General features: G+C 64.2%; 12 protein-coding genes. 7 read left to right on the top strand and 5 right to left on the bottom strand.

What is annotated here, in order from left to right:
- Positions 1 to 102 precede the first annotated feature (102 nt).
- The gene (locus AC0L3H_RS12865) at positions 103 to 1,128 is read right to left on the bottom strand and encodes a LacI family DNA-binding transcriptional regulator (protein ID WP_473585704.1); all 1,026 of its coding nucleotides are present in this window, start codon (positions 1,126 to 1,128) and stop codon (positions 103 to 105) included.
- Between the two features lie 197 nt (positions 1,129 to 1,325).
- Between AC0L3H_RS12865 and AC0L3H_RS12860 the strand changes: the two genes are divergently transcribed.
- The 5 genes from AC0L3H_RS12860 (at position 1,326) to AC0L3H_RS12840 (ending at position 6,444) form a co-directional block, all read left to right on the top strand.
- Complete coding sequence (locus AC0L3H_RS12860; protein ID WP_473585703.1) at positions 1,326 to 2,345, top strand: Gfo/Idh/MocA family protein; 1,020 nt, start codon at positions 1,326 to 1,328, stop codon at positions 2,343 to 2,345.
- Between the two features lie 173 nt (positions 2,346 to 2,518).
- On the top strand, positions 2,519 to 3,424 hold the full coding sequence (locus AC0L3H_RS12855; RefSeq protein WP_473585702.1) for a sugar phosphate isomerase/epimerase family protein: 906 nt from the start codon (positions 2,519 to 2,521) through the stop codon (positions 3,422 to 3,424).
- 103 nt (positions 3,425 to 3,527) lie between these two features.
- Positions 3,528 to 4,541 (top strand): substrate-binding domain-containing protein, encoded by a 1,014-nt coding sequence (locus tag AC0L3H_RS12850; protein ID WP_473585701.1) that lies wholly within the window; start codon positions 3,528 to 3,530, stop codon positions 4,539 to 4,541.
- Positions 4,542 to 4,597: 56 nt separating this feature from the next.
- The gene (locus AC0L3H_RS12845; protein WP_473585700.1) at positions 4,598 to 5,395 is read left to right on the top strand and encodes an ATP-binding cassette domain-containing protein; all 798 of its coding nucleotides are present in this window, start codon (positions 4,598 to 4,600) and stop codon (positions 5,393 to 5,395) included.
- The gene (locus AC0L3H_RS12840; RefSeq protein ID WP_473585699.1) at positions 5,392 to 6,444 is read left to right on the top strand and encodes an ABC transporter permease; all 1,053 of its coding nucleotides are present in this window, start codon (positions 5,392 to 5,394) and stop codon (positions 6,442 to 6,444) included. The genes AC0L3H_RS12845 and AC0L3H_RS12840 overlap by 4 nt, the downstream gene beginning before the upstream one ends.
- A gap of 9 nt (positions 6,445 to 6,453) precedes the next feature.
- Here AC0L3H_RS12840 and AC0L3H_RS12835 read toward each other — a convergent pair whose 3' ends face one another.
- Positions 6,454 to 9,153: an ATP-dependent helicase gene (locus AC0L3H_RS12835; protein ID WP_473585698.1), complete on the bottom strand. Its 2,700-nt coding sequence runs from the start codon at positions 9,151 to 9,153 to the stop codon at positions 6,454 to 6,456.
- 300 nt (positions 9,154 to 9,453) lie between these two features.
- Here AC0L3H_RS12835 and AC0L3H_RS12830 point away from each other — a divergent pair, with 300 nt between their 5' ends.
- Positions 9,454 to 10,359: a dienelactone hydrolase family protein gene (locus AC0L3H_RS12830; protein ID WP_473585697.1), complete on the top strand. Its 906-nt coding sequence runs from the start codon at positions 9,454 to 9,456 to the stop codon at positions 10,357 to 10,359.
- Here AC0L3H_RS12830 and AC0L3H_RS12825 read toward each other — a convergent pair whose 3' ends face one another.
- A complete protein-coding gene (locus tag AC0L3H_RS12825; protein WP_473585696.1) occupies positions 10,360 to 11,265 on the bottom strand; it encodes an EamA family transporter in 906 nt (301 codons plus the stop codon).
- Between the two features lie 77 nt (positions 11,266 to 11,342).
- Here AC0L3H_RS12825 and AC0L3H_RS12820 point away from each other — a divergent pair, with 77 nt between their 5' ends.
- The gene (locus tag AC0L3H_RS12820; RefSeq protein ID WP_473585695.1) at positions 11,343 to 11,834 is read left to right on the top strand and encodes an Lrp/AsnC family transcriptional regulator; all 492 of its coding nucleotides are present in this window, start codon (positions 11,343 to 11,345) and stop codon (positions 11,832 to 11,834) included.
- A gap of 281 nt (positions 11,835 to 12,115) precedes the next feature.
- Here AC0L3H_RS12820 and AC0L3H_RS12815 read toward each other — a convergent pair whose 3' ends face one another.
- Positions 12,116 to 12,313: a hypothetical protein gene (locus AC0L3H_RS12815; protein WP_473585694.1), complete on the bottom strand. Its 198-nt coding sequence runs from the start codon at positions 12,311 to 12,313 to the stop codon at positions 12,116 to 12,118.
- Between the two features lie 254 nt (positions 12,314 to 12,567).
- Positions 12,568 to 13,053, bottom strand: coding sequence for a thioesterase family protein (locus tag AC0L3H_RS12810; protein ID WP_473585693.1), 486 nt, complete (start codon positions 13,051 to 13,053; stop codon positions 12,568 to 12,570).
- Between the last annotated feature and the right edge of the window lie 127 nt (positions 13,054 to 13,180).

Raw genomic sequence — 13,180 nt, 5'->3', positions numbered from 1 at the left:
CGACCACGACACGCGGCCGTCGACACGTTGCACGGTGTGGGACCGCTGCGTCTCACCCAATCGGGGGCCTAGATCCCACAGGAGAAGACAAATACGCCATCATCAATCGCTGTCGCGCGCGATCAGCTCCAGCGGCCAGACCTCACGGATGATCCGCGTACCTTCGGGGCCGGCGAAGGCAGGGATCGACGCCAGCAACATTTCGGCAAGCCGCCGTCCCATCGGCTCCAGGCGAGGGCGGAAGCCGGTCAGTGCCGGTGAAAAATAGCGGCAGAGCGGCGTGTCGACGATGACGATCACCGCAATGTCATGGCCCGGCTTTATGCCCATCTCGGCCAGCGCCTTACAGCCGCCGAGTGCCATCGCGTCATTGTTGAAGATGATGGCGGTCGGCGGGTCCTTGGAGCGCATGACCTGCGGCGTCACCGCGTCGCCGCCGGCCTCGTTGATGAAGCCTTTCGCGATCAGCCCGGGGTCGACCTCGATGCCGTGCCGCCGCAAGGCCTTGCGATAGCCGGCCAGGAACAGATAGCCGAAATTGAGGTTGAGAGACGGGCGGATGGCGGCGATGCGGCGGTGGCCGCGCGCCACCAGGCGGTCGACCGCGTCGGCCCCGGCCTTTTCGAAATCGAGGTCGAGCGACGGATAGGTCTTGCCGCCAGAGCGGCTGCGGCCGAGCGTCGCGAACGGAAAGCCGACCCTGGTCAGGTAATCGATGCGCTCGTCCTCGCGACGCGTGTAGGCCAGCACCACGGCGTCGGCCCGGCGCGTCTCGACCACCCGGCGCAGGCGCTCCTGCTGGTAGTCGCCCGGCGCGCCCATCACCACGATCAGGTCGAGCCCGCTTTCGGCGAGTTTCGCCTGCAGCCCGGTCAGGAACGGAATGAAGAACGGCTCGCCATATTGCTGGTCGCCCGGGTGCGGCTGCAGCATGAAGGCGATCGAGTGGGTGGCGCCGCGGCGCAGGCTGCGGCCGGACTGGTTCGGCGAATAGTTCAGCTTTGCCGCCGCATCGAGCACGCGCTGGCGGGTGTCGGCATTGACGTCGGCACGGCCGTTGAGCGCGCGCGACACGGTGCCGATCGAAATGTTCAGGTGACGCGCAAGGTCGTGAATGCTGGACGCCAAAGGACAGTTCTCCCCCTTGCCTGGCTATCATCGACCGCTCTTCAGGCCAAGGTGATCTAGGTGATTTTCGCGAGCGGCCAATTGACATTCTACGCCTTCCGGTGTGTTGTCGTAAACGTTTACGGAAAAACGTTTACGGTCATGCCGTGAATGCGTGACGACCGGTCTGGAGGGGCCGAGCGGAGGAGGAGCGCTGGATGATGAATGTCGTCCTGGTCGGCTGCGGAGCGATGAGCAAGCACTGGCTCGATGCGGCGAGGCAGATCGACGGGTTGGCTATTGTCGGCCTTGTCGATCTCGACGCCGACAGGGCGACGGCAAGGGCGCGCGAATACGAGCTTGCCGGCGCCATTGTCGGGACCAATCTTGACGCCGTGCTCGACCAGACCAGGCCCGACGCTGTGTTCGACGTCGTGGTTCCCGCGGCCCGGCGCGATGTCGCGCTTTCGGCCTTTGCCCATCATTGCCATCTCCTGACGGAGAAGCCGCTGGCTGACAGCCCGGAGAACGCGCGCGCCATCGTCGAGGCTGCCCGACGCGCCAGGCGCGTGCACGCCGTCGTCCAGAACCGCCGCTATGTCGCCAACGTCAGGCGCATCAGGCGTTTTCTCGATTCCGGCGCCATCGGTGCGCCAACCAGCATCCACGCCGAATTCTTCGTCGCGCCGCATTTCGGCGGGTTTCGCGAGGAGATGCGCCATGTCCTGCTGCTCGACATGGCGATCCATACTTTCGACGCCGCCCGCTACATGGTCGGCGGCGCGCCGGCCAGCGTCTACTGCCAGGAATGGGAGCCGGTCAATTCCTGGTACCGGCAGGGATCGTCGGCCACCGCAATCTTCGAGCTCGGCGGCGGCAAGCTGTTCACCTATGCCGGCTCCTGGTGCGCCGACGGGTTCCGCACCAGTTGGGAGAGCACATGGCGCATCGTCGCCGAGCACGGCAGCCTGGTCTGGGACGGTGAGGACGGACTGATGGCGGAAGTCGCGCGGCCTATCCGTGAAGGCCTGTTCGATCGCACTGAGCCGCTCGCCGTGCCGCCGCTCGATCCGAGAGACCGCATCGGCGGCCATCTCGGCATCATCCAGGATTTTGTGCGTGCCGTCGAAACCGGCAGCGAGCCGGAGACGCGCGGCGCCGACAACATCAAGAGCCTGGCCATGGTCTTTGCCGCGATCGAAAGCGCCGAAACCGGGCGCCGGGTCGCGATCGCATAGAGCAAGACGAGGTTAGTTTTGGTCATTCTGCCGGTGATGGTTTGGGACAAGGTCGAGGGGTCTGGCGAAGGGCGTAGTGGTGCTACACCCGAGCCAGAGCTCGAAGGATTTGGCCCAAACCAGCCCGGCAGAATGACCAAAACTAACCTCATCTTGCTCTGGGAAGGGTGACGATGCCGAACCCGCTTCTCGACATCAGGATCGGCACCATGGTGCGGGCCAATCTCGATGACCCGGCCGCCTATATCAAGGCCATCCTGCCGCTCGGCTTCGAAAGCATCCAGCCCTTCTTCTGGCAGACGCTGGGCGGCAAGGATATTCCACGGCTGGCCGGCCAGATCCGCGAGGCGATCGGTGACGCCGATGTCGTCGTCTCCTCGCTCGGCGTCTTCGGCAATCCGCTGGAAAGCGGCGATGTCGATCGCGGCGTCCTTGATGCCTGGGAAACGGCCATCGACCATGCGCATCTGTTCGGCACCGCGATGGTCAGCGGCTTCACCGGCCGCCTCCGCGGCAAGTCGCTGCCCGACAGCCTGCCGCGCTTCCGCGAGGTCTGGGGACCACTGGCCCGGCGCGCCGCCGACAAGGGCGTGCGCATCGCCTTCGAGAATTGCGCGATGGACGGCAACTGGGCCGATGGAGACTGGAACATCGCCCACAATCCGGACGCCTGGGAGCTGATGTTCAACGAATTGCCAGACGACAATCTCGGCCTGGAATGGGAGCCCTGCCACCAGCTCGTCTACCTGATCGATCCGATCCCGCAGATCCGCAAATGGGCGCCGCGCATTTTTCATGTCCACGGCAAGGACGCGACGGTGCGCTGGGACGTGATCCGCGAGCATGGCGTGTTCGGCCGGCTGCCGTTCGTGCAAATGCGCACGCCTGGCTTCGGCGACAGCGACTGGACGCGGGTGATCAGCGAATTGCGGCTGGCCGGATACAGGGGCGCCATCGACATCGAAGGCTGGCACGACCCGGTCTATCGCGGCGACCTTGAGATCACAGGGCAACTTCGGGCGCTGGACTACCTCAAGCAATGCCGGGGAGGTGCGACGTATCTGCCGAACCCGGCGTGAGGATCCGGCTGGCGAGGAGCCGGACAGCGAAGCATTGCGGCGAGAAGCCGGAGCATTCGTCGAAGACCCCTCGGCTTGCGAGGGAACAAAGGGAGGAACGTGCATGAGCATCACGATGAGAAGGACAGTTCTGCGCTCGACCGTCATGGCGGCCGCCACGGCGTTCGCCGCCGCAATCTCCACCTTGCCTGCCCAGGCGCTCGATGCCCAGTGGTGCAAGGACGTCCACATCCGCTTCTTCGTCGGCGGCGCCGAGGGCGACGCCTTCGGCACCATCGTCTACAATGGCGCCAAGCAGGCCGAGGCCGATCTTGGGCCAAAGGTCGACTACATCTTCTCCCAGTGGGATGTCGAGAAGATGGTGCAGCAATTGCGCGAGGCCGTCGCGGTCAAGCCCGGCGGCATCGCCATGATGGGCCACCCGGGCGATGCTTCGATCATGCCGCTGGCCGAACAGGCGCACAAGGACGGCATCAGGATGATGTACCAGAACGTGCCGGTGCCGAAGGTCACGGCAGCGTTCGGCGGCGGCTATGTCGGCGCCCAGCAGGAAGAGCAGGGCCGCGCGCTTGGCGCCGAGGCGTTCAAGCTGGCCGGGCTCAAGGCCGGCGACAAGGCGATCATGATCGGCCCGTTCGAGAACGAGAGCCGCGGCGCGCGCGAGCGCGGCACGGTGGCCGCCCTGAAAGAGGCGGGCGTCGAGGTCATCCAGCTCTCCTCGCCGCCGAGCGGCGAATGGGCTTCCGACCCTAATCTGGCCATTCCGGTGATTACCGCAGCACTCCTCAACAATCCCGATGTCAAGGCGGTTGGCTATCCCGGCGGACAGATGCTGGGCAACGTCCCGACCTACATGCAGGCGGCAGGCAGGAAGGCTGGCGATATCTTCAATTTCGGCTTCGACACCAGCCCGCAGATCGTCGAGGGCTTCAAGGGCGGCTGGGTCCAGCTGACGGCCGACCAGCAGCCGTTCCTGCAGGGTTATCTGCCGATCCTCAGCCTCTGCCAGCAGGTGGTGCTGGGCCTGGCGCCAATGACTGTCGACACCGGCGCCGGCTTCGTCACGCCTGACAATTACGAGATCGTCGCCGAACTCGCCAAGCAGGCGCTGCGCTGACCTTTTGACACGGCTGCCGGTCTTCCGACCGCAGCCGGAACCAAGTGAGGATCGCCATGGCAGAACGCCTTATAGAGCTGCGCGACATCAGCAAGTCCTATGGCCAGGTCTATGCGCTGGGCGGGGTCAATCTCAGCGTCGACCGCGGCGAGGTGGTCGGCCTGATCGGCGACAACGGCGCCGGCAAGTCGACGCTGATCAAGATTCTCTCCGGCGTGGTCAAGCCGACCGGCGGCGAGATCCTCATCCGCGGCCAGCCGGTGACCGGCTGGAGCGCCGCGCGCTCGCGCGACGCCGGCATCGAGACGGTATTCCAGGACCGGGCGCTGGCCGTGCAGCAGACGATCGTGCGCAACATCTTCATGGGCCGCGAACTCACCGGCTTTCTCGGCTGGCTGAAGGTCAACAAGGAAATCGAAGAGGCGAGCCGGCTGATGCGCGAGATCGGCTTCACCTCGAAAGTGTTCACGCCGCAGTCTATCGTCGGCCAGCTCTCCGGCGGCGAACGCCAGGGCGTGGCGATCGCGCGGGCCATCTACAAGCAGGCCGACCTGATCATCCTTGACGAGCCGACGACGGCGCTGTCGCTGACCGAGACCGCCAAAGTCTTCCATTTCGTGCGCCAGGTGCGGGCGAGCGGACGGTCGATCCTGTTCATCGGCCACAACATCCACCACGTCTTCGACATCGCCGATCGTTTCGTCGTGCTGGACCGCGGCAAGGTCGCGCTCACCGCCGACCGCAGCCAGGTCAAGTCGGCCGAAGACCTCATCAACTTCATGGAAGACGTCGCGCATCCGGGCGGATTGCCGGGACTGCACGACGCCGGCGACCCGGAGCAGAGAGCACGATGAGCAAGACGATGGAGCCCGATCTGCACGAGCCGTCCGCAGGCATCTCCCGTCCCGGCAATCCCCGGAAAGAGTGGAGACACCCATCCAATCACTGGATGCGCGGCTTCATCCTCGACAACCGCGCCGCACTCGGCACGCTTGCCGTGTTCGTGGTGATGATGACGGTGTTCATGATCGCCAACCCGACCGTCTTCACCACCTGGTATCTCTACAGTTCCGTGCTCACCACGCTGCCGGTAGCGCTGTTCGTGGTGGTGCCGCTGGTCTTCGTCGTCACCTGCGGCGAGATCGACCTGTCGTTTCCGGCGACGATGGGTTTTGCCTCATGGGTCTTCGCGCTGGTGGTGCAAGCCGGCTACGACCCGTTTCTCTGCATCGCCGCCGCCATTGCAACGGGCACGTTGCTCGGCTTCCTGGTCGGGTCGCTGGTCGTCTATGGCGGGCTGTCGTCTCTGATCGCCACGCTCGGCATGAATTTCCTGCTGCGCGGCCTGATCCAGATCATCAACGAAGGCAGGTCGACGGCGCTGACCAGCCTTGCCGACAGCTGGGCCTACAAGATCTTCTCCAGCCAGCTTTACGGCATCCCGGTGCAGATCTTCTGGGTCATTGGCTTTGTCGTGCTGTCGGCGCTGCTCTACAACAGGCATCGTTTCGGCGCGCAGGTGAAGGTGGTCGGCGACAATCCCGACAGCGCCCAGCAGATGGGCATCGACGTCAAGCGCGTGCGGGTGAAAGTATTCGTCTTCGTCGGCATCGGGGCGGCGATCGCCGGCACCTTCTCGGTGATGATCAACTTCACCTGGTGGCCGACGGCTGGCGACGGCTATTTGCTGCCGGTGCTGGCATCGGTGTTCGTTGGCGGCACGCCGACCTGGGGCGGCGTCGGTACCGTGGTCGGCGGCGCCATCGGCGCCATCACTGTGTCCTTCATCCAGACCGGCGTCGTCGCGGCAGGCCTGAGCGGCTTCTATGTCCAGTTCTTCAACGGGCTGATCATCATCCTGTCGTTGCTCGGCCACAAATGGAACCAGGCGCGGTATCGGTGAGGGGGAGACTCACACCCCGGTGACAAACCCGTCCAGCACGCGTTTCTGGCCGGCCTTGTCGAAGTCGATGGTCAGCTTGTTGCCGTCGATGGCAGAAATGTTGCCGTTGCCGAATTTCTGGTGGAAGACGCGATCGCCGACGCTGAAGCGGGATGGCGTGTCGGCGACGGACTTGGCGACCAGCTCGCCGTCGATGGTGCGGCCCTTGATCGAGGTGCGGCCGGCGCCATAGCCACTGTCGGTCTCGCCATAGCCGATGCGCTCGACCTGGTGGCCGGAGCGCGAGCCCCAGTTGCGGTCGGTCGCCTCGGTGCGGTTCTGCTGCGCGCGCTGCCAGCCCGGCGTTGCATAGGTGCTGGAGAAGGCGCCGGATTTTTCTGCGCCGACATTGTCGAAGCGCGAAGCGCCGTAAGGATTCTGCCGTCCTGCCGCCTGGCCGCCCCGTCCGGAGGCGAAGGAGCCACCGCCATAGGCATTGCCGTAGCCGCCATAGGAGTTGCCGCTCTCGGCGACCTCGACATGGGCTTCCGGCAATTCATCGAGGAAGCGCGACGGGATCGTCGATTGCCACAGGCCGTGGATGCGGCGGTTGGAGACGAACCACAAATGCAGGTTCTTCTTGGCGCGGGTCAGCCCGACATAGGCCAGCCGCCGCTCTTCCTCCAGCCCGGAGCGGCCGCCCTCGTCGAGCGCGCGCTGATGCGGGAACAGTCCTTCCTCCCAGCCGGGCAGAAAAACCGTCTCGAATTCGAGGCCCTTGGCCGAATGCAGCGTCATGATGTTGACGGCGTCGAGCTCGGCGTTCTGCTCGGCGTCCATCACCAGCGCGACATGTTCGAGGAAGGAGCGCAGCGATTCGTACTCCTCCATGGAGCGGATCAGTTCCTTGAGGTTTTCCAGCCGGCCGGGCGCTTCTACCGAGCGGTCGTTCTTCCACATGTCGGTGTAGCCGCTCTCCTCCAGGATGGTCTCGGCCAGCTCGGTGTGCGGCGTGGTCTCCAGCGCCTTCTGCCAGCGCTCGAAATTGGCGGCGACTTCGCGCAGCGCTGCGCGCGGCTTTGGCTTCAGCTCGTCGCTCTCAGCGAGTTTTTCCGCAGCCTCCAGCATCGGGATGCGCAGCGCCCTGGCGGTGTCGTGGATCTGGCGGATGGTGGCTTCGCCCAGCCCGCGCTTCGGCACGTTGACGATGCGCTCGAAGGCGAGGTCGTCTGCGCCTTGCGCGACGACGCGGAAGAAGGCCAGCGCATCGCGGATTTCGAGGCGCTCGTAAAAGCGCGGGCCGCCGATGACGCGATAGTTGAGGCCGAGGGTGACGAAGCGGTCCTCGAACTCGCGCATCTGGAAGGACGCGCGGACAAGAATGGCCATGTCGTTGAGATTGTGCTTCTGCCGCTGGTAGGCCTCGATGGTTTCGCCAACGGCGCGGGCCTCTTCCTCGGAATCCCAGGCGGCATGGACATGCACCTTCTCGTCGTCCTCGGCGATCTTTTCGGTGAACAGCGTCTTGCCGAAGCGGCTTTCATTGTGGGCGATGAGGTGGGAGGCGGTGCCGAGGATGTGCGCGGTGGAGCGGTAGTTGCGTTCCAGCCGGATGATCGTGGCGCCGGGGAAATCCTTGTCGAAGCGCAGGATGTTGTCGACTTCGGCCCCGCGCCAGCCATAGATCGACTGGTCGTCGTCGCCGACGCAGCAGATGTTTATGGTGGACCTAGCTCGGCCTTCGGATGAAGAGCGCCCAATCTCCCCCCTAGAGGGGGAGATGTCGCCGGAGGCGACAGAGGGGGGCGCTGTCCCTCCAGCCTGTCGGCGCGAGGCACCCCCCTCTGTCCTGCCGGACATCTCCCCCTCAAGGGGGGAGATCGGCTTGGCGTCCGGCCGCTGGGCCAGCAGCCGCAGCCACATGTATTGGGCGGTGTTGGTGTCCTGGTACTCGTCGACGAGGATGTACTTGAAGCGCTTGTGGTATTCCTTCAGCACGTCCGGATTGGCCCGGAAGATACGGATCGGGTGGCACAGGAGATCGCCGAAGTCGCAGGCGTTCAGCGTCTTCAGCCGCTCCTGGTAAGCCTTGTAGAGTTCACGCCCCTTGCCGTTGGCGAAGGCGCGGGCGTCGCCCTCGGCAATCTCGGCGGGGCCAAGCCCCTTGTTCTTCCAGCCGTCGATCATCTGGGCGAACTGCTTGGCCGGCCAGCGTTTGTCATCCAGTCCTTCGGCCTGGATGAGCTGCTTGATCAGGCGCACGACGTCGTCGGTGTCGAGAATGGTGAAGTCGGATCTGAGCCCGGCAAGTTCGGCGTGGCGGCGCAGCAGCTTCACTCCAATCGAGTGGAAGGTGCCGAGCCACGGCATGCCTTCGACATTGCCTTCGCCGATCAGCAGGCCGATGCGCTGCTTCATCTCGCGCGCCGCCTTGTTGGTGAAGGTGACGGCGAGGATCTGCGACGGGAAGGCCTTGCCGGTGGCGAGGATGTGAGCGATGCGGGTGGTCAGCACGCGCGTCTTGCCGGTGCCGGCGCCGGCCAGCACCAGAACCGGACCCTCGGTGGTTTCCACCGCCAGCCGCTGCTCGGGGTTGAGCCCGTTCAGATAATCGGGCGCATTGGCATGGCCGCTGCGGGCGGCCATGGCGCGCGCAGCAATGCCCGACGGGGCCACGGGCCGCGCGTTCGGTTCATCAAAAAAAGGCATATCTTCCGAAAAGCCGGACATCTCCCCCGAATGTAGTGATTCGGCAGCGAAAGGCCAGAAGTGTCTCCGTTTTGTTCTCTGTCCAGGCGGGGGAGTTGCAAATCCTATGGCACGCCAGCCAATAGCGCCGGCCTGCTCGCCGGCACGGCGGGTCGGAGAAAGTGGGACAGCGCACCAGTCGAACGGTGTTATCCTGGACCAGCCGCCGGTCTGGCGGACCTGCGCTCGCGTCAGCAGCGCCTCACCGATCCGTGACTGGACCGTGCGGGCTTCTACCCTATCTTGCGCGGCGGACATATTCCCGAAGCCGAGGAGAGCGCCATGACAAAACCGAGCCCTGCCAGCCCCGCCGTCAACAGACCCGCCATTACTCAGGCGATGATCGACGCCTATGACGAATACACGCATCTGACGCTCGACCGGCGGCGCTTCATGGAACAATTGACCAGGCTTGCCGGATCAGGTGCGGCGGCCGCCGCAATCGCGCCGCTGCTGGCGGCGAATTCAGCCCGGGCGGCGATTGTTGCCGAGGACGATTCACGCGTGACGGGCGAGGACATCAGCTATCCCGGCAGCGGTGGCGAGATGAAGGGCTATCTGGTCAAGCCGGCCGGCCAGTCCGGCAAGCTCGGCATCGTCATCGTCGTGCATGAGAACAGGGGGCTCAACCCGCATATACGCGATGTGACGCGGCGCGTGGCGCTGGAAGGCTTCGTTGCGCTGGCCCCGGATTTCCTGTCGCCGCTCGGCGGCACGCCGGCCGACGAAGACAAGGCGCGCGAGCAGTTTTCCAAGCTCGATCCGGCGCAAACCACTGCCAATGCGGTCGCAACGGTCGCTTTCCTTAGGGGCAGCGAGGATGGCAACGGCAAGGTCGGCGCGGTCGGCTTCTGCTGGGGCGGCGCCACGGTGAACACACTGGCTGCCAATGCGCCGGATCTGGCTGCCGCTGTCGCCTATTACGGCATGCAGCCGAAGGCCGAGGATGTGCCGAAGATCAAGGCGGCGCTGCTGCTGCATTATGCCGGGCTCGACACCCGCATCAATGCCGGTATCGACGCCTTCAGGAAGGAGCTCGATGCAGCCGAAGTCGAGTACACGATCCATGTCTATGAAGGCGCCAATCATGCTTTCAACATTGACACGTCGGCGGCTCGCTACGACAAGAACGCGGCGGACCTCGCCTGGGGCCGGACGATCGCCTTTCTCAAGGAGAAGCTTGCCTGATCAGGCATTTGCCGGTTTGTGAAAAGCGACGCCGGCCACCACCAGCGCGATGCCGATGCAATCGGTAAGGCTGGGTATCTGGCGGAGCACAATGACGCCGATCAGCGTGGCGGTGACCGGCAGCAACGACAGCATCAGCGCGAAGCTCGATCGCGGCAGCCGCGACATGGCAAGCTGGTCGCAGATATAGGGGATGACCGAGGAGCAGATGCCGACGCCGATGGCGGCGATGAGCAGTGGCGGCGCCGAGAAAGCCGGCAGCGCATCGGTGAAGCCGATCGGCAGCACGATGAGGCAGGCGACCGCCATGGCAGCGCCCAGGCCGGCGATGCCGTCGCCAGCGCCGGCGCGGGCAACGCGATGGCCAAGCATGATGTAGCCGACGAACAGCGCGCCGTTGAGGAAGGCCCAGAACAGCCCGACCGGGTCGCTTGACCATTTGACGTCGATCAGCAGCAAGGTGCCGGTGACGGCAACGGCAAGCGCTGCGAGGTTGCGCGGGCTTCTGACGCCGATCAGCGCAACGCCGATGGTGCCGACGAATTCGATCGCCGCGACCAGCGAGATCGGCAAGCGATAGAGTGCCAGGTAAAAGGAGCAATTCATCACGCCGAGGCAGGCGCCGAAGGCGAGAAGCAGCAGCCGTGTCGGCCGGTCGGCGCGGGCGAAGACCGTCCAGGGCCGGATCAGCGGCGCGAAGACGAGGGCGGCCGTGACGATGCGCAGCCAAGCCATGCCGAGCACGCCGACATGCGGGAAAAGCAGCACGGCGAAAGCCGGCCCGAGATAATGGAACACGGCGCTGACGCCGAACCAGACATGCGGCGGCAGCGAGGTCGCCAGCTTGCCAACGACAGGCCCGGCGAGGGCAGGGATTGCAGCCGGGGCTTGCACTGGATCATCCATGCGATCATTATCGCAGGCAGTTTGTTGGATTTATATGGCTGATAGTCGGCCGAATAGATAATCTCTTCCCCAAAACCATGGAGTTTCGTCTGAAACGCCTTCGAAACGAAAATACCGACCTGGATGCGGCTGATCTGAAAATCCTGCGGCTGCTGGAAAAGGATGCGCGCACCAGCACGGCCGAACTGGCGCGTTCGGTCGGCCTGTCGGCGCCGAGTGTGGCCGAGCGCATCAAGCGGCTGCAGGAGAGCGGTGTGATCGAGGCCTACACGGTGCGGATCAATCCGGCTGCGCTCGGCATGAAACTGTCGGCATGGCTGCGGATCAGGCCGGTGCCCGGGCAACTGGCTGTGGTGGCCGAGATCATCCGCGACTTGCCGGAAATCGCCCAGTGCGACCGGGTGACCGGCGAGGACTGTTTCATCGCGCTGGCACATGTCGGCTCGGTGGCCGCACTCGAACAGGTGATCGACCGCATCATTCCGTTTGCGATGACCAATACCGCGATCATCCAGTCGTCGCCGGTGGTGGCGCGCTCGCCGCTGGCGGCGGTGAAGCAGCCGCCCTGATGGTTGAGGTGGTCGCTCGTCAGTCCATCATCTTGACTGGAACCGTCGCGCCGCCCCTCATCGCCCTGCCGGGCACTTCTCCCCGCATAGAGACGGGGAGAAGGACGCCTTCACGACGGGAATTCGCTATTCTCCAGTGTTGCAGGAAGAGCGACAAGGCTGCGGCAAGCTCCCTTCTCCCCGTCTCTATACGGGGAGAAGGTGGCGGCAGCCGGATGAGGGGCGGCGCAAACGCCCCAGAAAAAGCAATCGAACAACGAGCCTACTTCTTTCCGCACCGATCAGGCGTGGCCGCGCTTTATCCGCGCTTGTTTCAGGATGGCGCGCCAGCGGATCATGGCGAAAGGGATCGGCTCGTTGCTGTTGGCGATGGTAAAAATTTCGTAGTTGAGGTTCTTCAGCGAGCGCCAGAAATCATAATCGCTGATGCGTGGGTCGGCCGCCAGCTTGTCCGCCTCGACCTTTATGTCGGTTTTCATGCACGTTCCCCGAACCGCTTCCGCCCAGCCGCCCGTATCGCAACTCGATGGGGACGGTTTTCGACCGCCGCGCTGAGTCGTTCAACGCCTCAATCCGGCTTGTTCACGTTAAAACCTTGGTAAGGTTAACGGCGGCCGGGTCGCGGTTCAAGCGATCTTGCGGGCTAGTGCCAATTGCTTACCAGGGCGTAGTGGCTTTGGGGCAACAGTATGATTAAAAACAATGACTTAAGTCGAGCGCCGCAAAAACCTCTTCAAACGCGGCGCGCCTTGATGCCGATCGAACGGCCGGCGCGCTCAGGCATCGGCAGCGCCGCATGGGCGGCGCGCATGACTTCGACCTTGGCCAGGACATCGGCCGGGAAGGGCGCCACCTTCGGTCCGGACATGTCGACATGCAGCGACAACGATTCTGACGTGGCAGCGAGCCAGCCGTCGACATGGCGGATTTCCTGGTAGGCTCTCAGCCGCTTGTCGTCATGGTCGAGCAGCTGGAACGAGACATCGACCTTGTGGTCGAGATGTAGCTCCCTGATATAGCAGACATGGACTTCCGCCGTGTAGATGGTCAGCCGGCGCTGCTTCGCATAGTCCGGCCCCATCCCCATCATTTCGAACGCTTGGTCGGAACAGCGGTCGAACAGCACGTTGTAATAGGCCATGTTGAGATGGCCGTTATAGTCGATCCAGTCTTTTTCGATCGCCATGGGAGCAGAGGCGAAGGGGGCGGCGGTGGACATCGAAAACTTCCTTCTGGTTGGACAGGACGTGGTCGGGGAGACTAGAGCGACGTGCGTCGAATTGGACGCACAAAGTACGCTCTAGCACATTGAATCTTCGCATCGTGCTTTCCGAAAATCGATTTCG

Source organism: Mesorhizobium sp. WSM4816 (assembly GCF_055811535.1).
Note: the sequence above shows the minus strand (reverse complement) of the source record. Positions and strands in the feature narration are given on the sequence as shown.